Source organism: Acidimicrobiia bacterium, from assembly GCA_029210695.1.
Classification (GTDB): domain Bacteria; phylum Actinomycetota; class Acidimicrobiia; order Spongiisociales; family JAHEDJ01; genus JAHEDJ01.
In genome coordinates, this window is record JARGFH010000009.1 from 16,006 (window position 1) to 39,188 (window position 23,183).

The 23,183-nt window shown below is 61.9% G+C and carries 27 protein-coding genes; 5 read left to right on the plus strand and 22 right to left on the minus strand.

The window, feature by feature from the left end:
• Positions 1–2: 2 nt before the first annotated feature.
• Positions 3–764 (plus strand): rhomboid family intramembrane serine protease, encoded by a 762-nt coding sequence (locus P1T08_04520; GenBank protein MDF1595350.1) that lies wholly within the window; start codon positions 3–5, stop codon positions 762–764.
• Here P1T08_04520 and P1T08_04525 read toward each other — a convergent pair.
• A complete protein-coding gene (locus tag P1T08_04525) occupies positions 751–1,536 on the minus strand; it encodes an HAD-IIA family hydrolase (GenBank protein ID MDF1595351.1) in 786 nt (261 codons plus the stop codon). The genes P1T08_04520 and P1T08_04525 overlap by 14 nt on opposite strands.
• Before the next feature lie 136 nt (positions 1,537–1,672).
• Here P1T08_04525 and P1T08_04530 point away from each other — a divergent pair, with 136 nt between their 5' ends.
• Positions 1,673–2,950: a M48 family metallopeptidase gene (locus tag P1T08_04530; protein ID MDF1595352.1), complete on the plus strand. Its 1,278-nt coding sequence runs from the start codon at positions 1,673–1,675 to the stop codon at positions 2,948–2,950.
• Positions 2,951–2,965: 15 nt separating this feature from the next.
• Here the strand turns inward: P1T08_04530 and P1T08_04535 are convergent, their stop codons facing one another.
• The 18 genes from P1T08_04535 to arc all read right to left on the minus strand — a co-directional run bounded on the left by P1T08_04535 (position 2,966) and on the right by arc (position 19,734).
• On the minus strand, positions 2,966–4,300 hold the full coding sequence (locus P1T08_04535) for a M20/M25/M40 family metallo-hydrolase (GenBank protein ID MDF1595353.1): 1,335 nt from the start codon (positions 4,298–4,300) through the stop codon (positions 2,966–2,968).
• Positions 4,300–4,707 (minus strand): NUDIX hydrolase, encoded by a 408-nt coding sequence (locus P1T08_04540; protein ID MDF1595354.1) that lies wholly within the window; start codon positions 4,705–4,707, stop codon positions 4,300–4,302. Before P1T08_04540 ends, P1T08_04535 begins: the two co-directional genes overlap by 1 nt.
• Positions 4,704–5,174 carry a GNAT family N-acetyltransferase gene (locus P1T08_04545; GenBank protein ID MDF1595355.1) on the minus strand — a complete coding sequence of 157 codons (471 nt, stop codon included), beginning with the start codon at positions 5,172–5,174 and terminating at the stop codon, positions 4,704–4,706. The genes P1T08_04540 and P1T08_04545 overlap by 4 nt, the downstream gene beginning before the upstream one ends.
• On the minus strand, positions 5,171–5,902 hold the full coding sequence (locus tag P1T08_04550; protein MDF1595356.1) for a polyprenol monophosphomannose synthase: 732 nt from the start codon (positions 5,900–5,902) through the stop codon (positions 5,171–5,173). The genes P1T08_04545 and P1T08_04550 overlap by 4 nt, the downstream gene beginning before the upstream one ends.
• A complete protein-coding gene (locus tag P1T08_04555; GenBank protein MDF1595357.1) occupies positions 5,892–6,305 on the minus strand; it encodes a DUF4193 family protein in 414 nt (137 codons plus the stop codon). Before P1T08_04555 ends, P1T08_04550 begins: the two co-directional genes overlap by 11 nt.
• Positions 6,306–6,412: 107 nt before the next feature.
• Complete coding sequence (locus tag P1T08_04560) at positions 6,413–7,297, minus strand: YegS/Rv2252/BmrU family lipid kinase (GenBank protein MDF1595358.1); 885 nt, start codon at positions 7,295–7,297, stop codon at positions 6,413–6,415.
• Complete coding sequence (locus tag P1T08_04565; GenBank protein ID MDF1595359.1) at positions 7,294–9,831, minus strand: DEAD/DEAH box helicase; 2,538 nt, start codon at positions 9,829–9,831, stop codon at positions 7,294–7,296. Before P1T08_04565 ends, P1T08_04560 begins: the two co-directional genes overlap by 4 nt.
• The gene (gene tatC / locus P1T08_04570) at positions 9,828–10,538 is read right to left on the minus strand and encodes a twin-arginine translocase subunit TatC (protein MDF1595360.1); all 711 of its coding nucleotides are present in this window, start codon (positions 10,536–10,538) and stop codon (positions 9,828–9,830) included. The genes P1T08_04565 and tatC overlap by 4 nt, the downstream gene beginning before the upstream one ends.
• Complete coding sequence (locus P1T08_04575; protein MDF1595361.1) at positions 10,535–10,972, minus strand: twin-arginine translocase TatA/TatE family subunit; 438 nt, start codon at positions 10,970–10,972, stop codon at positions 10,535–10,537. The genes tatC and P1T08_04575 overlap by 4 nt, the downstream gene beginning before the upstream one ends.
• Positions 10,973–11,083: 111 nt before the next feature.
• Positions 11,084–11,374 (minus strand): hypothetical protein, encoded by a 291-nt coding sequence (locus tag P1T08_04580; GenBank protein ID MDF1595362.1) that lies wholly within the window; start codon positions 11,372–11,374, stop codon positions 11,084–11,086.
• Positions 11,375–11,548: 174 nt separating this feature from the next.
• On the minus strand, positions 11,549–12,478 hold the full coding sequence (locus tag P1T08_04585; GenBank protein MDF1595363.1) for a WYL domain-containing protein: 930 nt from the start codon (positions 12,476–12,478) through the stop codon (positions 11,549–11,551).
• Positions 12,475–13,398, minus strand: a complete 924-nt coding sequence (locus tag P1T08_04590) for a WYL domain-containing protein (GenBank protein ID MDF1595364.1) — start codon at positions 13,396–13,398, stop codon at positions 12,475–12,477. Before P1T08_04590 ends, P1T08_04585 begins: the two co-directional genes overlap by 4 nt.
• Before the next feature lie 82 nt (positions 13,399–13,480).
• Complete coding sequence (pafA, locus tag P1T08_04595; GenBank protein MDF1595365.1) at positions 13,481–14,836, minus strand: Pup--protein ligase; 1,356 nt, start codon at positions 14,834–14,836, stop codon at positions 13,481–13,483.
• Between the two features lie 58 nt (positions 14,837–14,894).
• Positions 14,895–15,557, minus strand: coding sequence for a proteasome subunit alpha (gene prcA / locus P1T08_04600; protein ID MDF1595366.1), 663 nt, complete (start codon positions 15,555–15,557; stop codon positions 14,895–14,897).
• Complete coding sequence (prcB, locus tag P1T08_04605) at positions 15,554–16,345, minus strand: proteasome subunit beta (protein MDF1595367.1); 792 nt, start codon at positions 16,343–16,345, stop codon at positions 15,554–15,556. Before prcB ends, prcA begins: the two co-directional genes overlap by 4 nt.
• Entirely contained in the window at positions 16,342–16,533 is a 192-nt protein-coding gene (locus tag P1T08_04610) for a ubiquitin-like protein Pup (GenBank protein MDF1595368.1), read from the minus strand. Before P1T08_04610 ends, prcB begins: the two co-directional genes overlap by 4 nt.
• Positions 16,493–18,004: a depupylase/deamidase Dop gene (gene dop / locus P1T08_04615; GenBank protein ID MDF1595369.1), complete on the minus strand. Its 1,512-nt coding sequence runs from the start codon at positions 18,002–18,004 to the stop codon at positions 16,493–16,495. The genes P1T08_04610 and dop overlap by 41 nt, the downstream gene beginning before the upstream one ends.
• Entirely contained in the window at positions 18,004–19,734 is a 1,731-nt protein-coding gene (gene arc / locus P1T08_04620) for a proteasome ATPase (protein ID MDF1595370.1), read from the minus strand. Before arc ends, dop begins: the two co-directional genes overlap by 1 nt.
• A 123-nt stretch (positions 19,735–19,857) precedes the next feature.
• Between arc and P1T08_04625 the strand changes: the two genes are divergently transcribed.
• A complete protein-coding gene (locus P1T08_04625; GenBank protein MDF1595371.1) occupies positions 19,858–20,103 on the plus strand; it encodes a ferredoxin in 246 nt (81 codons plus the stop codon).
• Positions 20,104–20,105: 2 nt separating this feature from the next.
• Here the strand turns inward: P1T08_04625 and P1T08_04630 are convergent, their stop codons facing one another.
• Positions 20,106–20,945, minus strand: coding sequence for a tRNA (adenine-N1)-methyltransferase (locus P1T08_04630; protein ID MDF1595372.1), 840 nt, complete (start codon positions 20,943–20,945; stop codon positions 20,106–20,108).
• Positions 20,946–21,114: 169 nt separating this feature from the next.
• Here P1T08_04630 and P1T08_04635 point away from each other — a divergent pair, with 169 nt between their 5' ends.
• A complete protein-coding gene (locus P1T08_04635) occupies positions 21,115–21,309 on the plus strand; it encodes a hypothetical protein (GenBank protein MDF1595373.1) in 195 nt (64 codons plus the stop codon).
• Positions 21,310–21,312: 3 nt separating this feature from the next.
• On the opposite strand, the gene P1T08_04640 is transcribed toward P1T08_04635, so the two are convergent.
• Together P1T08_04640 and P1T08_04645 are read right to left on the minus strand one after the other, a co-directional pair.
• Complete coding sequence (locus P1T08_04640) at positions 21,313–21,504, minus strand: hypothetical protein (GenBank protein ID MDF1595374.1); 192 nt, start codon at positions 21,502–21,504, stop codon at positions 21,313–21,315.
• Positions 21,504–21,797, minus strand: coding sequence for a phage holin family protein (locus P1T08_04645; GenBank protein MDF1595375.1), 294 nt, complete (start codon positions 21,795–21,797; stop codon positions 21,504–21,506). The genes P1T08_04640 and P1T08_04645 overlap by 1 nt, the downstream gene beginning before the upstream one ends.
• A gap of 117 nt (positions 21,798–21,914) precedes the next feature.
• On the opposite strand from P1T08_04645, the gene P1T08_04650 reads away from it, so the two are divergent.
• Positions 21,915–23,183, plus strand: a complete 1,269-nt coding sequence (locus tag P1T08_04650) for an MFS transporter (GenBank protein MDF1595376.1) — start codon at positions 21,915–21,917, stop codon at positions 23,181–23,183.

A 23,183-nucleotide genomic window follows, 5' to 3' on the forward strand; every position in this document is an offset into this window, starting at 1 on the left:
CAATGATCCCAATTCGTGACACCAACCCCACCGTCATCAGGCCATTCGTCAACTGGTTGATCATCGCCGGTGCCGTTCTGGTCTTCTTCATGCTCCAACCACAGACCGAGCCGGCCGGCACCGCCTTCGCCTTCGAGTGGGCGGCGATCCCCTGCGAATTGACGACGATGGACCCCCTGGATGTTCGGGAACTCGAGACGGCGATTTGCCTATCGTCCGGCCAAGCAGGATCCGACCTTTTCCCTGAGAAGTCTGTCATGCTGGGGGTCCTGGTGTCGATGTTCCTCCACGGGGGACTCGGGCACCTCATCGGCAACATGTGGATGCTCTGGATCTTCGGTAACAACGCCGAAGAGGCGTTCGGGTCCGGCGGATATCTCCTCTTCTACCTGCTGTCGGGTGTCGCGGCTACCGCCGGTTACGTGCTACTGAACCCCGATGGCACCGTGCCATTGGTTGGCGCATCCGGCGCGATCGCCGGCGTTATGGGGGCGTACCTCGTGTTGTTTCCACGGGCACAAGTGGTCTCGCTGGTGCCGTTCTTCTTCTTCATCCCGTTCAACGTCCCGGCCGGGATCTACCTCATGATCTGGTTCGCCGGACAGTTCGCGATCTCCGGGGAGGCCGGCCAGATCGCCTGGGAAGCCCATGTGGCCGGCTTCGCGTTTGGTGTGGCGGTCGCCCTGCTGCTCCGTCGCCGGCTCTTGCGACGAGTCGCACGGTTGCAGCGACTGGCGGTTCCGCGCCGGATCAGGAGACGTTGAGCGCTGCTGGCAGTTCTGCGAGGGTCGAAACCACCAGGTCGGCGACGATCCCGACTGCTTCTGTCGGAGTGGTGATCCCGGACAAAGTCAGTACCGTTGACCATCCTGCCCGACGACCCAATTCGAGATCTGTCTCTGGACGATCGCCCACGGCGTACACGGGTCCCGCCAGAAGCTTGGCCGCGATGAGACGTCGCATGGGCTCGAACGGCTTGCCGGCCGGTTCAGCCGTCCTACCGGACGACGCTTCGAGAGCGGCAACCATCGACCCTGCTCCCGGCCACAAGTCGTTGCCGGCGGCCGGAAAGGTGTTGTCCAGATTGCTGGCAATGAACCGGGCTCCGCCGAGTAGAGCGAAGGTTGCCTCCCTCAGCCGATCGTAGGTGAGATCCCGATCGAACCCCACGACGACCGCCGTCGCAGTTCTCCCCTCCTCCACAAGTTCGTGACCGGCGTCCACCATTGCTGTGCGCAGCCCTTCACCGCCGACGATGTAGACGCGCCGGCGACCTGCTCCCAGGAGGGCTGCAGCCGCTTCGGCCGAGGTCACCACCTGGTCGGGCTTGACCGCGTAGCCAGACAAGCGCCCGATCTTCTCCGCCACCTGGTCATTCGTCTTCGAGGAGTTGTTCGTAGCGAAGATGATGTTGTAGCCGGCCTGGTCGAGCTTTCGAAGGGCCTCACCGGCGCCCGGAATCACCGTCTCTCCCCGATAGACGACCCCGTCCAGATCGCAGACCAGGTTGCCGACCCTGCGGGTTGGATCGCTCACGATTCCTGCAGACAATCGTTTGGCACCCGGGCAAACTACCAGGGCGGCATCGGACGTCCGGTGCAGACTCACGACGTAGTGTTGTTGCAGTGAGGTCGGCGCAGAGCATCGCTCAACCCCGGCGACTGGTGAGGCAATGGAATTGACGACTGCAATCAGATGGCTGGCAGGCGGCCTGATCGCCGCTAGATGGATGGCCTCGATGTGGTTGTTCCTACTCAACCGTCGACACGTGGTGGCTCACGCAAACGCAATACCAACGGCGTTTGCCGGAATCATCGACGAGTCAACCTACGGGCGGTCGGTGAGCTACACCCTGGCGAGGAACCGATTCAGCCAGATCGCGGAGACGTACACGTCGCTCGTTCTGCTGGCAGTGCTGTTCAGCGGTGTTCTGCCATGGGGGTACGAACTGGCGCTGCGCCGAACCGGCACCACGTCCTGGGCGATGGCCCTGTTCCTCATTTCTGTGGGACTGGGAATGGGCCTATCGAGTTTGCCGTTCGGATGGATCGCCCGGTTCAGGCTGGAAGATCGATTCGGCTTCAACACCAGTACACAGAGGACGTGGTGGCTAGATCTGGTCAAAGGGGCACTTCTGGCAATTGCCTTGGGATATCCCCTGCTTGTTGCGATCCTCCGGATCGTGGAGTGGTCGGGCGCCTCATGGTGGTTGTGGGTATGGGCAACGATCATGGCTCTCCAACTGACGATCACCGTACTGGCGCCTGTTCTCATCCTGCCGCTGTTCAACAAGCTGACTCCGTTGCCGGAAGGAAGCCTCAGGAACCGTCTGACGGCTCTCGCCGCGGAGACTCACTTCGAAGCTCGGAGTATCCAGGTGATGGATGGCAGCCGGCGCTCCCGTCACTCCAACGCCTTCTTCACAGGCTTCGGACGCCTTCGGAAGATTGTCCTGTTCGACACGTTGATCGAGCAAATGGAAGAAACGGAACTGGAGGCCGTGCTGGCTCACGAGATCGGGCATTCCAAGCGAAGGCACGTTCCCAAACTCCTGGTCGGCTCTGCGGCAGGATCACTCGCCGGCCTCTGGGTCATGGCCCGACTGGGAACGGAGCCGGCCTTCGTGGAGGCGTTCGGGTTCTCGTCACCGGCCTCCACGACCGGGTTCACCGGACCGGGGGTGGCGCCGGTGCTGTTGTTGTTCGGTCTGCTCTCGGGGGCGCTGACCTTCTGGCTCAACCCTCTCGTCCATTGGACGTCGCGTCGGTACGAATACGAAGCAGATTCATTCGCAAGAGAGGTAATGGGTGACTCTCAGCCGATGATCGGCGCGTTGCGAAAACTGAACGAGAAGAACCTGAGCAATCTGACTCCACATCCCATCTACAGCAAATTCCACTACTCGCATCCGACCTTGGTGGAACGGGAGGCTGCTCTGAGGGCACCGTAGTTGGCGCCCGGCGAGTCAGACCCGCGCCAAGAACCCCGCCACGACTTCATCGAGCAGTTGGTAGGTGCGGTGCAGGGACTCCACGCTCACCCGCTCATTCCTCCCGTGGAACATGCCGAGGAACTCCGGGAAGTCGATGCGCTCGTCGTACCAGCCGACGCCGTAGCCCACCGCTCCTCGCTCGCGAAAGAACCTGAGATCGGTGGTCACCGGAGTCAAGGTCGGCACCACCCGGCGTGAGCCCGCCAGCAGACCGAAAGCGTCGACAATCGCCTCCCACAACGGCCCGTTCGGCGCGCTCGACGAGGCTTGGTGATCCATCACCGGAGCGACCGCGATCCGATCCCGATCGGCGCCGAGGACCTTGGAGAGGTGATCGTCGACCGTCGATCCGTCCTGGCCGGGCAATGCCCGGAAGTCGACTTCGGCGTGACCAGCTTCCGGGATCACGTTGCTCTTCACTCCTGACTGCAACACGGTCGGGCTGACCGTGAGATGCGTGCATGCGTGTACGAACCTGGCTAACCCCATCGACTCAGCTGCCAGGTCTTCGACCACCTGATCGATGAGTTCGGGATCCAGCCAGGCAGTCGCCTGCTCGTCCGGCAACCCCAAGCCGGCCACGAACTCCCGCCACTCATCAGAGATCAAGACGGGCGCGGGAGCCTCGGCCAACCCCGCCATCGCACGAGCCAATGGCACCAGGGCGTTATCGGTTCCGTACGGCTGACTACCGTGACCCGGGGTACCGGTCGACTCGAGCGTTCGCCAGAATGGGCCCTTCTCGCCGACGTTCACCGGAAATACAGGGGACTCGGTCAGCCGGATAGCCGGATAAGCCACTTCGTTCAACACGTACTCACAGGCAATCTCGCCCCAGTGATGTTCTGTCAGGTACTTCGCACCGAATCTCGCTCCCGCTTCCTCATCGGCGACGGCGAGAAACAGGAGATCTCCTGCAGGCTGCGGAGCTTCGCCGGACAGGTACCGATTGAAGACGGCCGCCATGGCGGTCGTCACGTTCAGCATGTCCACTGCTCCGCGCCCCCAAACGAACCTGTCATGGACTCGACCGCCGAACGGATCATGGTCCCACCCGGTTCGATCGGCCGGAACGACATCGAGGTGGCCCATGAGCATCAGTCTCGGCGCCGCCGGGTTTCTCCCCGGTACCCTGTACAGGACGCTCTGACGGCCGGGGTGGGGTTCGAAAACCGTCCCGGCCTCCCCGAAGAAACCGGCCAGCGTCTCCACCGACCGGTGCTCGTAGCCGCTCTCAGGAGTGCCGTCGTTGATGCACTGATTGCGGATCAGCATTCCGAGCAGATCGGCCAGAACCTCGCTCTCCATCAACGTCTCCTGAGCAGGTCGATCAGTTCATGCATGGAGGAGGTCACCGGAAGGTCTGAAACCTCGTCCAACCCGACCCATGCCGCGTTCGCCGCGTCGTCTCCGGGAGTCAGCGTCCCTCCGACGACCGCTGCTTCGAAATCCATCAAGATGAAATGCCAGTCGGGTCCGATAGTTTGACCGCTCCAGACCAGCTCGCCGACCTCAACGACGAGCCCGGTTTCTTCATAGACTTCACGGACGACCGCATCCTCGAGCCGCTCACCCCAGCGAACCTTGCCGCCCGGAACGGCCCACTCACCGGCCCTGGGCGGCCGGCCACGTTCGACCATCAATAGGGCGCCGTCGCGTACGATCACTGCTCCGACTCCCACCCGGGGAAACCGGATCGGATCGTCCCTGGTCACCGCTTTCTCCGATGCATGATGATGGAACGGGCGGAGAACCCGGAGCGCTCGAAGAAGTTTTTGGCAAGCCGGTGGCCCGGCAAAACCGGTGCGTCGAATCGTTCCGCGCCGACGGCGGTGAGATCGGCCAACGCAACGTCGAGCATTGCCTCGGCAATGCCGACTTCGCGGGCTTCCAGTTCGGTGAAAATGAAGTCGATCACGCCGACCTCCTCGCCGCCGGCCTGTACGAGAAGCGGACGGAGGCGTGAAATCAGAAAACCGACCGGGACTTCGTCGATCATTCCCAGATACACGTGGTAATCGGTTGACTCAACTCGATCGCTGAGCGAGCCCTCAATCGGCTCATCGAGACCGTCGGCAACGGGCCACATCCCATGGAGTTCGACCATCTCGAGTTCAAGACGGCGATACAGTCGAACCAGTTCGGGGAGATCGGTTGGTTCGGCTCTGCGTACGTTGATCACCCTGGCGAGCGTAGTCGACCGAAGCGCCGTGACACTGCCCAGCGTGTCACGAGCCACATCGCCTCCGCCACTATTGCGTTGCTCATCTTCGACGTGCCGAATTTCCGGTCTCGAAACGAGATAGGCACTTCCTCAATCCGGCACCCCTCATCTGCAGCCCGCATCGCCAGCTCGACCTGGAAGGCGTAGCCCGATGCCCCGCAGGTTTCGGCATGTAGCCGGCGGAGGCAATCCGCCCGGTAGGCGCGAAACCCGGCGGTGGCGTCGTGCGTGGAAAGGCCGAGGGCAATTCGAGCGTAGAGGTTGCCGCCCCTTGAGAGGAACCGACGGTGCCACGGCCAGTCGGGAGTTGATCCACCCGGCACGTAGCGGCTGCCCAGCGCCAGGTCGGCACCTCCCTCGAGGGCCCCGATCAAGCGCGGGAGATCGTTCGGGTCGTGGGAGAAGTCGGCATCCATCTCGCACACGACCGCCGCCCCTCCTTCCAGGGCCACAGCAAACCCCTCTGCGTAGGCAGGTCCCAGCCCCTGCTTCGTTGAGCGGTGGACGACGTCCATCAACGTATGCTGGGAAGCGAGCTCGTCGGCGAGTGTTCCGGTCCCATCTGGCGAACCGTCGTCAACGATCAGCAGCCGGTATCCGTGGGACAGCACCGCGGTCACCAGATCCGGCAGGTTCTGTCGTTCGTTGTAGGTGGGGACTACGACGGTGACGGGGTCAAGACGCACAATCTAAGCAGATCATCTTGCGCCGATTCGCCAGCTGGCTCGTCCGCTTGACGAGAAAACATGAGGAGCAGACGAACTCATCGACCTGCGCCTGCTGGGCATCGATATTCATCGTCAATTCCTCTCGACGAATCGCCCGCAGCTCGGCAACCTCATCGATGAGCAGCGCTTCGGCCACTTCGTCGTCCAGCAACTCGAGTTCCTCGGCTTCGAGTTCGTCGAGCGCTTCGGTCTCCGTCTCGATCTCCGTCTCGTCGTCTTCGTCGTCGATGACCTCGTCGTCGACGATGTCATCCACCTCGCTCACCACGTCTTCATCGAGGTCCGCATCCTCATCAAAGTCCTCTTCGACGTCGTCTTCGAGTACTTCGTCGGGGTCTGTCAAAACATCATCCTGTGCCATGGCCTCTTCCATCGAGCGGCCGGAGTATAGGTTGCTGAGCCGGGTCCGTGACGCCACGGGCGATTTCGTTCCGGCCGCCGGCTCGAGGCAGTATCGACCGGTGAACGTCAGATCTTGAATTCGATGGCATTTGGCACCATATACGCCTTGAGGGGAGTCATGCCCAGTGGCTCACCGTCGACCTCGACCGGCCATGGGATCTCCGTCTCGATCGAGACAGAGGCCGCCGGCATCCGGTGAACACCGGGGTGGTTCCCGTGCATGCCCACCTTGATCTTCCGGAACAGCGGAACGGCAGACCTGCGCAACACCGAAAACGCCTGAACATCGAGCTTGCCGTCCCGGAGTGAGGCTCGAGGAGCGATATTGAGCCCTCCTCCGAAGAACTGACCGTTAGCCGCCACGACTGCCAGTGCGGGGCCTTCGAAAGACCTCAACCCCGCCTCGATCTTGACCATGGCCGGCCGAAAACGCGGCAAGGTAGCCCAGAAAGCGATCTGGTACTTGGCAGCGCCGATGCGACGCGGAAGTCGCTCGGCGATTCCTGCCGTCGCAGCTCCCAGTCCAGCCTGAACCTCGTTGATGAAAGCACGCTTGCCCCAGGAGCCCTCTGCGATGCCGACATCGACCGGATAGGTGCGCTCACCAACAAGATGGGCGGCAGCCTCTTCGAGTCGCTGCGGCAACGCGAACGTCCTGGCGAAATCGGAACCGGTCCCCGACGGCAATAACCCAACAACGGGCGGCGCGCTCCAAGTCCTCTGCATCAGGGCATCGACAACCACGTTGAGGGTGCCGTCTCCTCCTACAACGGCGAAACGGGTCCAGCCCGCGGCAGCGGCGGAAAGGGTCTGCTCTCGCATCGCCTCGATTCCGTCCGGGGATTCGGCATCTGACTCGAGTCCAAATGCGGTCAAAGCGTCGCGGGCCCGGTCCTCGAGGCGACGCCGGTCACCTGCCCGGGCGTTGACCATCACTTTCCAGGCCGTCATTGTTGTCCTCCTGCCGCGACCACGCCACGATCGACGGTCCGAATCGCTTCTCGAGCCAGACTCGCCAGGGCCGGGAACCCGTCCCTGAGCTGCCGGAGCAAGTCGAGCACTTGCCGCAGATTACGCACGAAGTCCCCTGCCGCGACGTCCTCGTCCTCGAGAACATCCTCGAGCGTAGCCCCGGAAGCCCAGGCAAATACCGTGTCGGCGTATCCCGGTTCGGGTCGACGCGTGGGTTTCAGGCGCCGGTTGGACTCTTCCTCGGTCAGAACCCGCCACGTTCGTTCGATCGCCTTCCAGCTGTCGCCGAACCGGACCGTTGGGGCCCGAAATCCCTCTCCGGCTCCGCGCGGGTCGTAGACGAATACGGACACCACGGCTGCCAGCTCGGCTGCCGACAACCCGTCGAAGACTCCTGTGCGAATCGATTCGGCCAGCAAGAGGTCCAATTCGTTGTAGACGATCCGAAGCCGCTCCCCCGCTTCACTGAGGCTCCAGCCGCGCACGTATCCCCGTGCCTCGAGGAGATCCAGGATCGAATCGAATTCCTCGATCAAATCCGACTCGCCGGCCCCCAGCCGCTTGCGCCTGCGAGCCAGGTCTTTCTCCAGCCGCAAAGCCTTCTGCGCAGTCCGAACGTGCTCGGTGACATCAGGGCACGCAGACACAGGATGCCCGCCTGCACGCTCCGATATGGTCCAACCGAGCACCTCTTCGACCTCGGGTTCAAAACCCTGTAGAAGGCGACCGACGCGATGATGGAATCGTTGATCCTTAGGACGGTACGGCTGCGGAAGCCGCACGCGGCCGAGGCGGGCTGTTCCGGGAGCGAGGTCGCGGAGGCGAATCCTCCGCAGCTTGCCGGTATCGCTCACGACAACGATCCGTGGGTCGGCGGACCGCCACCGATCACGCTGCAGAACAACGGTACGATCTCTTCCCCGGTCACCGAACTGTTCGATCACGTCACCGGCCTCGAGGTCCAACACACCGCGCTCGGACCGTGCAGGCGCCTCCCCTGCCAACCCCACGAACTCGAACACGTCGCCGCGTTCACAAGCGGCCCGGGACCGCAATTGGGCGAGCTCTGCTTCGAGCCTATCGATGGATTCCTTCGCCGCTTTCGCAGAACTACGCCGCTGGAATTGGGCAAACGAGGACTCGAGCAAGCGCTCCGCCTCAACCTGTGGGTAGTTGGCAACGAGATTGGCAGCCATGTTGTAGGTGGGACGGAAGCTCGATCGGAGTGGATGCGCTCCCATCCCGGCGATTGAGGAGACCCGATCGAAACCGACAAACGGGGAGTAGAGCGAGATCCCGTAACCGTGATCGTCGATTCCACGCCGTCCGGCCCGGCCGGTGAGCTGGGTGTAATCACCCGATCGAAGCAGCTCGTGCGTTTCTCCGTTGAACTTGCTCATGCTCTCCAGCACAACCGTCCTGGCCGGCATGTTGATGCCGAGCGCCAGCGTCTCAGTGGCGAACACCACTTTGACCAGACCCGCCGCGAAGGCCTCCTCGACGCTCTCCTTGAAAGCCGGCACCATTCCTGCGTGATGAGCTGCGACGCCCGACTCCAACTGGGCCACCCATCGTTCGTATCCGAGCGCCTGCAGGTCCCGGGTGGCCAGATGTGCCGTCCGGCGCTCGACGATCTCCCGCAACGACTGGCTATCACCATCGCCGCCCAGTCGAAGACCGGCAGAAGCCAGAGTGGCGGCGGCACTGTCGCACCCTGCTCTACTGAAGATGAAGTAGATCGCGGGCAGCATCTCGGCCCGGGCGAGTTGGTCAACGACGTCGAACCTGCGAGGAGTCACGAATCTCCGGCGCCGCCCCTTGCGCTGGCTGAGGAGTCGCTCGATCGCGTGGTTGGGGCGTTTTGCCCCGTCGCCGACAAACATCGGGAAGAGTTTGAGAGGGTCTTCTGCCCAGAGGTCCTTGAGGAAATAAAGGCTCTCGAGCGGAACGGGACGCTCGGACTCAACCACCAGCGATGTCGGGCCTCGCCGCTCTCTCACCCAGTCGGCCAGTTCCCCCGCATTCGCAATCGTGGCCGAGAGGCAGACCAGCCGGATCTGCGGAGGGGCGTGGATGATGATCTCTTCCCAGACCGGGCCACGAACCTGATCCTGTAGGTAGTGGACTTCGTCGAGCACGACGCTTTCGACGTCGACCAGCCCGGGAGTTTCCTGGTAGATCATGTTCCGCAGCACTTCGGTCGTCATCACAACCACCGGGGCATCGCCGTTGATGGAGTTGTCTCCGGTCAGCAATCCGACTCGTTTCTCGCCGTAGACGGCGACGAACTCGGCGAACTTCTGGTTGCTCAGAGCTTTGATCGGGGTCGTGTAGAACGCCCGCTTGCCGCGTTCGACGGCTCGGTAGACCGCCGCCTCCGCGATCAGAGTCTTGCCTGCTCCGGTCGGCGCAGACACGACAACGGATTCGTTGCGCTCGAGTATTTCGAAGGCCTGGCGTTGAAAACGATCCGGAGTGAAGTCCAACTGCGATATGTACGCGCCCAGACTCATTTGCGCAGGGTCCACCTGATCAGCCAGATCGTTATCTCATACAGCAGGTAAAGGGGTCCGCTCAGCAGGAGCAGCGTGTAGGGATCTCCGGTCGGCGTCACCACCGCGGCCACGATGACGATGATGGTGATTGCCCACCGGCGTGACCCGGCCAGCTTCTCCGAGGTGATCAGACCTGCTGCGGCGGCGGCGTAGAGGAACACCGGGAACTCAAACGAGAGCCCGAACACGAGCATCACCATGGTTACGAACTTCAAGTACTCCGTTATCTGCAGCCGGAACTCGACCTCGAGCACGGAGGCAAAGAATTCGAGGCCGCGCGGCAGAATCCAGTATGCGAACACGACGCCGCCCAGAAAGAGGATGACAAGAGCGGTGACGATTGGAATCGTCCAGCGGCGCTCCCGGGGGCTCAACGCAGGGTTGATGAACGCCCAGATTTGATACAGCAGGATCGGGCTGGCCAGCAACACCCCACCGAAGAACGCGATCCGCATCGCAGCCCCGAATGCTTCTGTTGGCTTCAGGGCTATCAGCTCCCCGGCCCCGCCGATGTCCCGGTAGGGCTGGACCAACACGTCGAGAATCCAGTCGCGGAAGACGAAGGCGACGATCGACGTGATGAGGAGGACAACTGCCGACTTGACGACCCGCCAGCGGAACTCCTCGAGGTGTTCGAGAATGGTCTGTCGGCGCTCGTCGTTCAATCCGGCTCCCCGTCGAGCAGGTCCTCGCCGGATTCGATTCGATCCAAATCCTCCAATGCATCGCCCGGTGTCGGCCCCGAGTCGGCAACAGGTCCCACCCAATCGGCCGACGCAAGCTGTTCGACCTCCTTCAGGTCGTCCTTGAGTTGGTCGAGCGGCTCGGCGAGGTCCTTCTTCATTGCTTCGACGGGACCCTGGATCTCCTTCTTGAGGTCCTGCATCGGACCAATCAGATCCTGGGTGATCTCCTTGAGAGGCTCATTGATTGCCGATACCTCGCGTTCGATGCCCCGGCGGAACTCACGGGAGATCGTTCGCAGTTCGCGCGCCCACTTGCCTGCCGTTCTACTGATCTCAGGCAGCCGTTTTGGGCCAAAGGCGATCAGCACGACCAGACCGATGACGGCGAACTCGGTTAGAGAGACATCAGGCATATGCACATGCTAGGAGGATCGTGCGCCTGGTCGACGCGAAGATGAGCGGAATCACATGGAAGGGACGGCCGGCCCACCAACCGGATCCCCGAAGGCTCGAGAACCTGTCGGTCAGGTGGCGAGGAGGCGGACGAGGTCTTCTTCGTCGCGCAGTGCTACGGCAAATGCGGCGATCTCGTCTTCTGTGATCGGATCTGTCGGGAGCACGTCGTAGGCGACGCCGGTGGCGAGCAGCACACTCACGACTCGAGCGTTCGCCGGGCGCCGCTGGATGTGATCGCAGGCCGGGCATGTGAACCGGTAGTTTCCTGCATCTTTCATCGGGTCGAGTTCGAGTCGCAGATCCTTGGGATGCAGCTCGATGTCTCCGCACAGCCGACAGGTGGTTTTGATGGTGGTCATCTTGTTGGGTTCTCCGCAACCGCTTGTTGCCAGAGATATCGGTGATAGACAGCTGAAACTGAAGAGGTTTCGCGAAGCCATTCGGGGAAGCCATCCGACTCGGACCCGCCTCGGCGCGGCTCACACCCTGGTCGGCAGGTCTTGAGTTCCGGCCGAGGCCGGTACGCCCCGGCGCTACGCCGGGGCGTACCGGGTGAGGATGCGGCTGCGCAAATCGGCGAGCGCTTCGGCAACGCCGGGGCCTTCAACTAGTGCGGCCTCGCTCCCGAGCCTGAGCAGGAGTCGTGCGATCACTGCAACATCGCTGGCCGAGAACCTGATGACGAGGCTGGACTCGAGATCTTCGACGACCTCGATCGGGTAATACTCTGCCACCCAGCGAGCCCGGTTGGTAAGGCGGATGGTGGCGCGTACGTCATCCTCACCCGGCAGGTACCGCACTTCCACCGGTGGGGGGTCCTCAGGCGGAACGAATGCCTCGTCTGTGACCTCCGCCCGACGGATCCGATCAACCCGGAAGATGCGCTCTCCCCCTGCCGTTCGGCAGTAGGCAGACAGATACCAGTTACCGAGGGCCGAAGCGACACTCCAGGGTTCAACCGATCGAGCCTTCGTCTCGCCTTTGCCGAGGGAGGAGTAAACGATGTCGACGACCCGGCCGCCGGCCGCCGCCGTGCGGAGCAGACCGACCAGCTCCGGTTCGCCGGATACATCTACCGCCAGTACCTCTCCGCCCTCAGGGGTGAGCGCGGTGCTGAGCTTCTCAACCGCCCGTTCGAGCGCCGGTGGGGCCTGACCGCTGCTGATCAACGCCAGTCCGGCCGCCAGCAGTCCCAGCCCTTCTGCCGGGGTGAGTCGGAGCGGTCTTGCGAAGTAATCCGCCATATCGACGATCACCTCGTCGTCCTCCACGTACGCGACCATGAGGTCACCGGGCCCGTATCCCGGAAGTCCGCACACGAAGACGAGGTCCAGGTCGGCGATCAGGTCCCTTCTGGAATAGCCGAACCGGTCGCAGACTTCATCAACCGCGGTACCGGGGTTGGCGATCACCCACGGGAGCATGGAGAGGATCCTGTTCAGTCGCTGCGCAGTGCGGGTCATCCGGCGCCCTCCACCCGTTGCATGAGCCTGGCCCGAAGTTCGGCAGGTGCCAGCACCTCCGCCTTTTCTTCGAATGCCAGCAGCCATCCAATGAACGCGTCCTCATTAGCCACATCGAGCCGGGCTGTGATCGATCCGTCATCGTGGTGTTCGCGCCCGGCATTCGAGGGGAGCTGTCGCTCCGCCCACCAGGCGACATCGGAATCGAACTGCACCTCCGCCCGGACATCACCTTCTCCTGCCTCCCATGGCGCCTTGGGGAGCGCTTGAGCCGCATTGAACCCAACCGGGCGTTCGAACGTTCCCGGCGCCGAGCCGACTGCCATGTTGGCGGTCCGGTCGATGCGAAAGGCCTTCACCGCCTCTTCAGATTCCTTACCTACCACGTACCAGTGCCCGCGCTGGTGCACCAGACCGTACGGGTGGATGCGGCGGTGGCGTTCCCGATAATCAAATTCGAGGGCAGACCGATCCGCTACCGCCTGGAACGCCGTTGAGAGGTCGGTCGACCCGAGCCCGAGCTCGGCCGCCAGCGGCTCGCCACCACCTGAGAACGGGATGCCACCCAGTTTCAGAATCGCCTCCGGGCCCTGTGGTTGTCCGCCCAGCCGGACGATCTGCGCGGCCAGCCACAGCGCGGTGCGTTCTTCGTCCGTCAGTCCCGGATCATCGAGCTGATACTCCTCGGGTGGCAGGACGTACCCGAATTCGATCTCCCAAATGTCGGTCGGCTGCAGTGAGATGGGAATCCCCATCTCACGCAAGAGCTCCTTGTCTCGCTCGAACATCCGGTGGAAGGCTTCATCCGTCTTTTCCTCGTACCCGGCCACGGTATAGCGAATCTCATCCGCTGAAACGGGGCGATCCGCGGTCAGCAGGCAAGCGAGCAGGTTCAGTAGGCGTTCGAGCACGTTCTTCATGACAACGACAGAGTACGGCGAGCGCCGCGGACTAGGAAGGATCTCGTGGAAGAGCTACCAGGTACCCGATCCGACCGGTGACTCAGAGGCTCTCGATCAACTTGTCGACCCGCTCATCTTGCGACTTGAACGGGTCCTTGCAGAGAACGGTTCGCTGAGCTTGATCGTTGAGCTTCAGGTGTACCCAGTCGACTGTGAAGTCGCGCTTCTTCTCTTTGGCGGCGCGAATGAACTCTCCGCGCAATCGCGCCCTAGTCGTCTGGGGTGCCTGTCTCCTGGCTTCGTCAATAGCCCGATCCGTCACCACCCTGTCGGCAAAACCGCGGCGCTGGAGGAGGTAGTAGAGACCGCGCGATCGGTTTACGTCGTGATAGCTGAGATCGATCATCGCCAGGCGCGAGCTCGACAGCGGCAGGTGATGCCGCTCGCGAAACCGCTCGATGATGTGATACTTCATGACCCAGTCGACCTCACGGTCGAGACGAAGCGGATCCTTTTCGAGATTCGTCAAGAGGTGTTCCCACATCTCGACTGCGAGTTGCACGGGAGCCGGGAACCCCACAGTGCGCGAGTAGCGCATGGCCCGATCGAAGTACTCCCACTGAACATCGAGCGCAGTGAGTTCACGACCGTTGTGTAGGCGGATCGGACGCCTGCACGTTATGTCGTGGCTGATCTCCCGAATGGCCCTGATGGGGTTCTCGAGCGTGAGATCGCGAAATACGACATCGTCCTCGAGCATCTGAAGTATGGCGGCCACCGTCCCCACTTTCACGAACGTGGCGTATTCCGACATATTGGAGTCGCCGGCTATTACATGGAGCCTGCGATACCGCTCTGCGTCGGCGTGCGGTTCGTCCCGGGTGTTGATGATCGGTCGGCTGCGCGTCGTTGCCGAAGACACTCCTTCCCAGATGTGCTCGGCCCGTTGCGCAATGGAGAAGGTCGTTCCGCGAGCGGTCTGGAGCAACTTGCCTGCCCCCGAGAAGATCTGCCGGGTCACCAGAAAAGGAATGAGGGTGTCGACGGTTCGCTGGAAATCACCGTGCCGGCTGATCAGGTAGTTCTCGTGACATCCATAGGAGTTGCCGGCCGAGTCTGTGTTGTTCTTGAAGAGGTGGATCTCGCCTTTGATCCCTTCCTCCTCGAGGCGTTCCTCGGCTGCGAACACGAGTTCTTCGAGGATCCGTTCCCCCGCCTTGTCGTGGGCGATCAGGTCGTGGAGGTTGTCGCACTCCGGCGTCGCGTATTCAGGATGAGAACCTACGTCGAGGTACAGGCGAGATCCGTTTTCGAGGAACACGTTCGACGACCGTCCCCAGCTGACCACCCGCCGGAACAGATATCTGGCTACCTCGTCGGGACTGAGCCGGCGCTGGCCCTGCCACGTGCAGGTCACCCCGTATTCGTTCTCGAGTCCGAAGATGCGGCGCTCCACGCGCTCAGCGTACAGCCCTCCTGGTTATCTGCGGGCGACACAGCAAGATGACCTGGGTTCAGTCGCTCAATTCATCCTCTGTGAGTCTTCGGAAGGTCCGACGCCCTAGCGCACGGTCCAGTACCGCTCCTTCCCAGCCTTCGATGTCGCGTCCGGCGGTGAGTGAGCGGAATGCGTCCTTGGCGAGCGCAAGAGCAGCTTCGAAGGGCAGCCCCTCCTCGTAGTTGCTGCGGAGGTGCGAGACCAGCTCGTCGGCCTGACCACCGATCGCGCCGACACCGTGCTCATCCGAGAGGGTTCCGTCGTACAGCACTTTGAACATGTCGCTACCGTCGTCGGAGATCCCTACCAACAGAATCTCGACTTCATACGGCTTGATCTCGTGGATGAAGATATTGCCAAGCGTCTGGGCAAATGCGTTGGCCAGGCCCTTGACGTCGACGTCCGGGCGCCCGTACATATAGCCCTTGACGTCTGCGTACCGGATGCCCGCCACCCGAAAGCTCTCGAACTCGTTGTAACGGCCGACGCCGGCAAAAGCGATGCGATCGTAGACCTCAGAGATCTTGTGAAGGGTTCCACTGGGGTTCTCAGCCAGGAGCAGCGCTCCCCCGGCAAACTCGAGAGCAACGATGCTCTTCCCCCTAGCAATACCCTTCCTGGCGTATTCGGCTCGATCCTTGACGAGTTGTTCCGGCGGAACGTACATCGGCATGCTCATCTGACGGCCTCCAGTGCGGCGGAGGCAATCGGCTCGACTCGGGCGTCGTCGAATTCGTCGTGCCCGGACGCGGTGACCGTCACCACCGTCGGGAAAATGGCGCGGCGCGGATCGGGGCCGGCAGTTGCCACGTCCTCCTCGGATGCCGCCACCAACGCTTCCATGGTGAGTTGAAGGGCTTCGGCTTCTTCGAGGTCGGGTGCATAGCGGTTGCGCAAGTACGAGCGTGCTTCCCGGGAGCCCGATCCGGTCGCTCCGAAGTCGTTCTCCTCATACCTTCCGCCTACAACATCGAATGTGAAGAGACGGCCCGTCTGATGGATTTCGTCGAAACCTGCAAAAAGCGGGACCACAACGAGTCCCTGGAAGGCCAGCGGAAGTTGCTGACGGACCATTCTGGCCAGGTATGTGGCTTTTCCGTCGAGACTCAGCCGGGATCCTTCGAGCTTCTCGTAGTGTTCGAGTTCGGTCTGGAATAGCCGAACCATCTCGACCGCCAGGCCGGCCGTTCCGGAAATCGCAACCACGCTGAATCGATCGGTGGGAAAGACCTTCTGCATCCGTCGATGCGCGACCGAGTGACCCTCGGTAGCCTGTCGATCGCCGATCATCACGACGCCGTCTTTGTAGCGGGCGGCGAGCACAGTCGTGGACTCCGGGGCTTCGATCCTGCTCATATCACCTTCGGCGGTCGGCCAGGTGGGTTCGAGATGGAGTGATTGGAGCAACTGGGTGAATCCGGGGCCTCCCGCGATATCGAGTCCCCGTGGCATTAGCCGGTCGATCACTCGCCACCCTTCTGCACATAGTTCTTCACGAACTCCTCGGCGTTCTCCTCTAGGACGGCATCGATCTCATCGAGGAGGTCATCGAGCTTCTCAGCGGTCTCGGAGACCTTCGCTTCGACCTTGGCGTCTGCGGCCTCGGTCTTTGAGTCAGCCGGTGGTTGGCGTCGTTTCTGTTCCTGCTCGGCCATCGCTACCTCCAAGCGCTTCGAGGAGTTGGGGGACGGTGAGTGAGCTATCGAGCAGCTCCTCTACGAGGTCCTTACTTCCTCTCAAGGGCTCCATCATAGGCACCCGTGTGAGTGAACCCTCCCCGGTATCGAAGACGAGCGAATCCCAGTTGGCAGCTACCAGCGCGGTCGGATACCGGGCAACGCATTCACCCCGGAAATAGGCGCGGGTCCCTTGCGGTGGGTGAGTTGCCGCCTCGTCGACTTCTGAATCTGTGAACAATCGGTTGATTGCCCCGCGACGTACCAGGCGTTGGAAGATCCCACGCTCTGGATCAACATCATGGAACTGAAGGTTCAGCGCTCGTAGCTTCGGATCGGTCCAGGAGAGCCCATCTCGCTCCTGCATCCCCGTGAGTAGGCGAAACTTGGCGGCCCAATCCAGGCGATCTGCGGTCGAGAGAGGGTCGCGCTCGAGGTCGGTCAGGATCTTCGCCCACTCGGAAAGCAGCAGGTCGTGTTCTCCTTCGAACTGTTCCGCGTACTTGGTGAGCCACTCGTGATACTGCCACTGCAGATCGAGCGCGGTGGCGGTGGCTCCGCCTTCGAGCCGGAGCGGGCGGCGCATCTCCAGGTCGTGACTGACCTGCCAGCACGACTCCACCGGATGTTGCAAGGTTAGGGCTTCGGGCAGCGCGCCGTCCTCGAGCGCGGCCAGCAACAGCGCAGTCGTCCCGACCTTCAGGAATGTCTGGGTTTCGGACATCGTGGCGTCACCGATGATCACGTGCAATCGACGGTATTTCGAAGGCGTCCCGTGCGGTTCATCCCTTGTGTTGATTATCGGCCGCTTCAGGGTTGTTTCGAGGCCCACCTCCTCTTCGAAGAAGTCTGCTCGTTGTGTCAACTGGAAGTCCACGTCGGGGCGACCGTTCTCCGAACCGAGTTTGCCGGAACCGGTGAAAACCTGCCGGGTCACGAGGAAGGCAGTCAGATGATGGATCACGTCTTCAAACGGCAGCGCACGGGCGAGCAGGTAGTTTTCATGGGCGCCGTAAGAGTTGCCCCTTCCGTCGCTGTTGTTCTTGTAGACACCGACGATCTGGCCGGCAGGAACGAGCTCCTGGGCAGCCCGGGCGGCTCTGGCCATGACGACTTCGCCCGCCTTGTCGTGGAGAGCAGCTTCGAGAGGAGTACGGCACTCGGGAGTCGAGTACTCAGGATGAGCATGGTCGACGTAGAGGCGGGCGCCGTTCGTCAGAACCACGTTGGCCATCCCAGCCTCTAGATCCGAAGAAACGGCGACCTCAAATCCAAAGCCGCGGGCATCACGGCCGGGTGACTCCTCCTCGAACGACCATTGCACCCGGGCAGCATCACCGCGGTAGGCATTGATCACGAGGCCGGACGCTACCGATGGGTTGAAGTCGGGCTGGTTCCGGATGGTGATCCCGAATTCGGTCTCGGTTCCAATCACCTTCGTCAATGCCACTACAGGTACTGTCCCGGCGTCATCGTCTCAATGGTCTTCGACTCGGACTCCCCCTCGATCAGGGTTCGCACGTAGACGATCCGTTCACCCTTCTTGCCGGAGATCTTCGCCCAGTCGTCGGGATTCGTGGTGTTCGGGAGGTCCTCATGTTCGCGGAACTCCTGCTTGATGGCGGCCAGCAGGTCGCTGGTCCGGATACCGGCTTCACCGTCGTTGATCTCTCGCTTGATGGCGTCCTTTTTTGCGCGGCGGACGATGTTCTCGATCATCGCGCCACTCGAGAAGTCCTTGAAATAGAGGACCTCCCGGTCGCCGTTCGCATACGTGACTTCGAGGAACTTGTTTTCGTCGCCCGTGCCGTACATGCGGGACACGGTCTGGCTGATCATGTCCGAGATCATGTCCCGGGGCTCTCCACCGTGTGCACCGACCTCACCGGCGTCGAGCGGCAGTTCGGGAGAAAGGTAGATCCGGAATATCTCCCCTGCCGCCTCCTCACTGGGACGGTTGATCTTGATCTTCACGTCGAGACGTCCCGGTCGAAGGATGGCGGGATCGATGAGATCCTCACGGTTCGAGGCGCCGATGACGATGACGTTCTTCAGGCTCTCCACACCATCGAGCTCGGAGAGCAACTGCGGGACGATGGTGGATTCCACGTCGGACGAAATGCCGGTTCCCCTCGTCCTGAACAGGGAGTCCATTTCGTCGAAGAAGACGATGACGGGCACGCCTTCATCCGACTTCTCTTTAGCCCTCTGGAAAATCAGCCGGATCTGGCGCTCCGTCTCACCGACGTATTTGTTCAGCAGTTCAGGGCCTTTGATGTTCAAGAAGTAGGACCGCGCGTCCTCCCTACCCACTCGCTGCGCAACGGCTTTGGCGAGGCTGTTGGCCACGGCTTTTGCGATCAGGGTCTTTCCGCAACCCGGTGGCCCGTACAGCAGCACACCTTTGGGGGCCTCGAGATCGTACTTCTCGAAGAGAACCTTGTGTACGTATGGAAGCTCGACCGCATCGCGGATCGTTTCGATTTGTTCTCCGAGGCCGCCGACCATCTCGTAGGTGATGTCGGGAACCTCCTCGAGCACGAGTTCCTCGACCTCCGGCCGGGCGAGCTTCTCGTGGACCAGGTTGGCTTTGGCGTCGATCCGAACGTGGTCGCCGGCCCGAAGGAACTGTTCCCGCATCGGCTCGGCGATCTCAACGACGCGCTCTTCGTCACCGTGGCCGACCACGATGAGCCGGTGTTCGTCGAGGCGTTCTTTCACGGTGGCGATCTCGCCCGTGGAGTCGAAGTGCCGCACGTCGACGACGTTGAGGGACTCGTTCAGCAACACCTCCTGCCCCCGCTGCAACTGCTTGACCTCGATCGTCGGCTGAGCACTGACCCTCATCTTTCGACCGGCGGTGAGCACATCCACGGTGCCGTCTTCGTTGGTGTTGATCACCGTTCCGAAAGGATTCGGCGGTGTGGTGAGTTTCTCGACCTCCTCACGAAGCACCGAAAGCTGCTCACGAGCCTCTTCGAGCACATTGGTCAGGCGTTCGTTCTGTTCGACTGCCCTGCGCAATTGGGCCTTCTGCTCGATGAGTCGTTCTTCGAGAATCCGCACGTGTTTGGGAGCGTCGAGCAGCCGACCGCGCAGGGTGGCAGCCTCTCCCTCGAGCCGGGCAATCGTAGCGAGAAGGTCACGAATCTCGGCCCGGTCGTGTGGTTCGTTCGTCATGAGGTACCTCTATTCGCAGTATACGGATGCAGCCGTCTTGTACATACCAGGGCGGGAAGTCCCGGCTTGGCGACAACGTGCAGTAGGATGACGCTCCGCAAAACACCGAACCAGGAGTTCGACATGAAGGTGTGGATCGATCAGGATCTCTGCACAGGAGACGGTCTCTGCGAAGAGATCGCACCGGACGTATTCGTGATGCTCGATGACGGACTGGCCTACGTCCGTGAGGGCGAGAAGATCTTCGCCGAGGCGGAGAACAACTCGCAGGGAGCAGACGGTGTCGCCGTAGTACCGGCCGGGCAAGAGGACATCACGGTGGAATCTGCCGAGGAATGCCCCGGCGAGTGCATATTCATTGAGCCCTAGGCTCAACCCTCATCGGGCGGTTGAGAGCCGGAGTCCTCAGACTCCGGCTCTTGCTGTGTGCTCGGTGCTACCTTGCGGGCGACGCAGATGAACCCGGTATGTCCGACCATCTGATGGTCCGGACGCACCGACCGTCCTTGCACATTCCAGGTACGCAGAAGTGCCTCGAAAGCCAGAATGTCGTCGAAACGCCCGCTCGCCCGCAGTTCCTCGACCGTCTGTTGGAGTTGAGGAACGGTGGGAACATAGGCGCAAAACACGCCGCCACTGCTCAACCCGACGGCCGCCGGTGCAACGCTGTGCCACGGCTCCGGAACGTCCAGCACGATGCGGTCCGGTCGAACCTCGAGAATCTGATCCTCTACCTGTCCGATTCGCAATTCGAGGTTGTCCGGTATCGACCCCAACCACCGGCTGATCGTCTCCCCGGCATGCTCGGCATGATCTTCACGGCGTTCGACGCTCACCACCCGACCCGATGAGCCAACCGCTCTCAGCAAACCGAGGGTCAGAGCGCCGGAACCCGTCCCGGCTTCGAGCACAATCGACCCGGGGGCGATATCCGCGTACACGAGGATGGGGCCCAGATCTTTGGGATAGACCACCTGGGCGCCCCTTCGCATCTTGAGCACATAGTCCGAGAGACGCGGCCGCAATACGATGAACTCGGCGCCGCCGGTCGAGATCGCCCGCGATCCATCCTCCATGCCGATCAGATGATCGTGATCGATGACCCCATGATGCGAGTGGAAAGCGCCGCCTTCCCTGAGACGGAGAAGGAAACGGCGCTTCTTGGTGTCGATGAGGAGACACTGATCACCGGCAGAGAAAGCCCTGCTCATGAAGAGAGCACAGACAGCGCGGCGACCATCATCGTGAGGATCATGCCGGCCACGACGACAAAAATGACTGCTCGAATGAAGCGCTGGTTTCGCATGGGTTGAGGAGTTTAGGGCGTCGAGTCGCCTGCCTGGTCGATCAGCCGGCGGCCCGGGCTAACCTTGTTCTGCCATGAACCCACTCACGTCCGGTCTGACTCGAACCTTCCGTGGTCTCCGCACCGGCGATCCGCAACTGATCCTGCTGGGCGCGTCCCTACTTGCTGTTGCCTGGCTCCGCAGTCGCAGCAGTGGGAGGGAGTTGCTCGACAAGCGGACGCTCAAGGTCGGCGAAGGTGTCCAGGTGAAACTGGCCGAGCCGGCCTGACGCTCAGATCCGGTAGACCTCGACGACGGCCTTGCCTTGCTTGCCTTTGCGGCGCCCGAACACAAACGCGAAGACGACGATGGCGGCAACGCCAACGGCGACCCAGACGGCACTGTTCTTGACGGCCTGCTGGGTTTCTTTCAAGGCCCCTTCGATCTCTTTTGCTTTTGCTTCGATATCCGCACGAGTGACCATCAGCGTGTCGCCCTCCAGATGATGAGGCCGGCGGTTCCCCCGAGCACCAGGGTTGAAATCAGATAGGCAAGAGCCTTCCAGAGATCCCCGTCCGGGAGCACCATGACCAGTAGTAATGCCAGAGCGATGCCGAGAAAGATGGCGCCGAACGCAAACAAGGCACCCGCCGCCAGGCCCATGCCCGCAACGCGTCCCAGCCGCTTGGCCGGTTCAATCGTCTCTTGCATGAGGTACTGCTTCGAGAGGTCGGTCAGTTCCGTGACCAGCTGCGGGAGTTCTTTCGGGCCGCTCATGATGACTCAGGCTACTTTCTCGATGCCGCCGGGGCGCAATCCGCACTTGGTGCGCGGAGGCCCAAGACGGGTCTACCGCACACGATAGTGCCCGACGGTCTAGCCTGCCCCCTCAGTATGAGAGGCGAGATCTGGACACAACGATCGCGCCCGAGCCGGGGTCGCCATCGAGCGCCTGCCGGACTCGGCGCGCGTTTCAACGCTCTTTGGGCCGGACAAACGATCTCACAACTCGGCGATTACATCGCCTATTTCACGATCCCGGCCTTCGTCAGATTCCTGATTTCCGATCAACCGTCAGATTTCGGCCTCATCTACGCGGCAGAGAGCTTCCCGACCTTCCTGGTCGGCGTACTCGCCGGAGTTCTGTTGGATCGACTGCGTCTGCGTTCCGTCCTGATTGTCTCGGATCTCATCCGGGCCGGTGCATTTCTGGTCCTGGCCAGGTTGGCAGCCGGCGCTCCCCCCGATCTGCCGGCGTTGCTGGCTATCTCATTCCTCGTGGGAACGTTCGCAGCCACGTTCACGAGTGCTCTGTTCGCATTCGTTCCCTTGATCGTTAGGCCGGATCAGCTGGGCACTGCCAACGCCCGGGTTGCTCTCAGCCAACAGGTCGCCTTCGTCGTCGGCCCTGCTCTCGGTGGCCTCATCGTCGGCTGGTGGGACTACTCCACCGCATTCACGCTCAATGCACTCACCTTCGTCGTTTCGGCGCTCTCGCTCGCGCTCGTCGGGCCTGTGAAGCGCTCTCTGCAAACGGTCCACGGCGGCTATTGGGCTGAGGCGAGAGAGGGCTTCTCGTTCTTGTGGGAAGAGCGGCGCTTGCGACTCCTGACGGGCGCCGGAGCCATCACCAACTTCGTGGCGGGGTTCCTCGAAGCAATCATCATCCTGATCGGAGCCGACTACTTCGGAATGACCGACAGCCAGGAGGTGAGCCTCTTGTTCGTCGCCGCAGGCGTGGGTGGTGTCCTGGGAGCGCTCAGTGCAGGAAGCGCAGGGAAGATCCTCGGATTGGGGAGGACGCTCGTGACGGGAATGCTGGTGTTCGGTACCGGGTTCGCCGTGTTGACCCTGACAGTTTCGCGATGGTCGATCCTCCTGGTGTTGACGGTCACCTTCCTCGGCCTTTCCTGGATCAACGTCCCGCTCATCACGATGCGACAGCTCTATACGCCCGATCACCTGCTCGGGCGGGTCACCTCGGCTTCTCGCGCCGTCATGTGGAGCACTTTGCCGTTGGGATCGCTGATCGGCACCTGGATAGCCGATCGCCTCAGTATCGTGACCGTTGCGCGGGTCGAACCTCTGTTCATCATCGCATTCGGGTTGTACCTCGTGTTTACGCCAATCTGGACCGCCACCAACGAACGAACAGCGTTCTAG

Coding starts and splice junctions, on each gene's coding strand:
- P1T08_04640 (MDF1595374.1), bottom strand. CDS start 21,504: ATGGTCACTCGTGCGGATATCGAAGCAAAAGCAAAAGAGATCGAAGGG.
- P1T08_04585 (MDF1595363.1), bottom strand. CDS start 12,478: ATGACCCGCACTGCGCAGCGACTGAACAGGATCCTCTCCATGCTCCCG.
- P1T08_04520 (MDF1595350.1), top strand. CDS start 3: ATGATCCCAATTCGTGACACCAACCCCACCGTCATCAGGCCATTCGTC.
- arc (MDF1595370.1), bottom strand. CDS start 19,734: ATGACGAACGAACCACACGACCGGGCCGAGATTCGTGACCTTCTCGCT.
- P1T08_04560 (MDF1595358.1), bottom strand. CDS start 7,297: ATGACGGCCTGGAAAGTGATGGTCAACGCCCGGGCAGGTGACCGGCGT.
- P1T08_04590 (MDF1595364.1), bottom strand. CDS start 13,398: ATGAAGAACGTGCTCGAACGCCTACTGAACCTGCTCGCTTGCCTGCTG.
- P1T08_04645 (MDF1595375.1), bottom strand. CDS start 21,797: ATGAGCGGCCCGAAAGAACTCCCGCAGCTGGTCACGGAACTGACCGAC.
- P1T08_04610 (MDF1595368.1), bottom strand. CDS start 16,533: ATGGCCGAGCAGGAACAGAAACGACGCCAACCACCGGCTGACTCAAAG.
- P1T08_04565 (MDF1595359.1), bottom strand. CDS start 9,831: ATGAGTCTGGGCGCGTACATATCGCAGTTGGACTTCACTCCGGATCGT.
- P1T08_04635 (MDF1595373.1), top strand. CDS start 21,115: ATGAACCCACTCACGTCCGGTCTGACTCGAACCTTCCGTGGTCTCCGC.
- P1T08_04650 (MDF1595376.1), top strand. CDS start 21,915: ATGAGAGGCGAGATCTGGACACAACGATCGCGCCCGAGCCGGGGTCGC.
- P1T08_04580 (MDF1595362.1), bottom strand. CDS start 11,374: ATGACCACCATCAAAACCACCTGTCGGCTGTGCGGAGACATCGAGCTG.
- P1T08_04575 (MDF1595361.1), bottom strand. CDS start 10,972: ATGCCTGATGTCTCTCTAACCGAGTTCGCCGTCATCGGTCTGGTCGTG.
- P1T08_04625 (MDF1595371.1), top strand. CDS start 19,858: ATGAAGGTGTGGATCGATCAGGATCTCTGCACAGGAGACGGTCTCTGC.
- P1T08_04630 (MDF1595372.1), bottom strand. CDS start 20,945: ATGAGCAGGGCTTTCTCTGCCGGTGATCAGTGTCTCCTCATCGACACC.
- P1T08_04535 (MDF1595353.1), bottom strand. CDS start 4,300: ATGGAGAGCGAGGTTCTGGCCGATCTGCTCGGAATGCTGATCCGCAAT.
- P1T08_04555 (MDF1595357.1), bottom strand. CDS start 6,305: ATGGCACAGGATGATGTTTTGACAGACCCCGACGAAGTACTCGAAGAC.
- P1T08_04530 (MDF1595352.1), top strand. CDS start 1,673: ATGGAATTGACGACTGCAATCAGATGGCTGGCAGGCGGCCTGATCGCC.
- prcA (MDF1595366.1), bottom strand. CDS start 15,557: ATGAGCATGCCGATGTACGTTCCGCCGGAACAACTCGTCAAGGATCGA.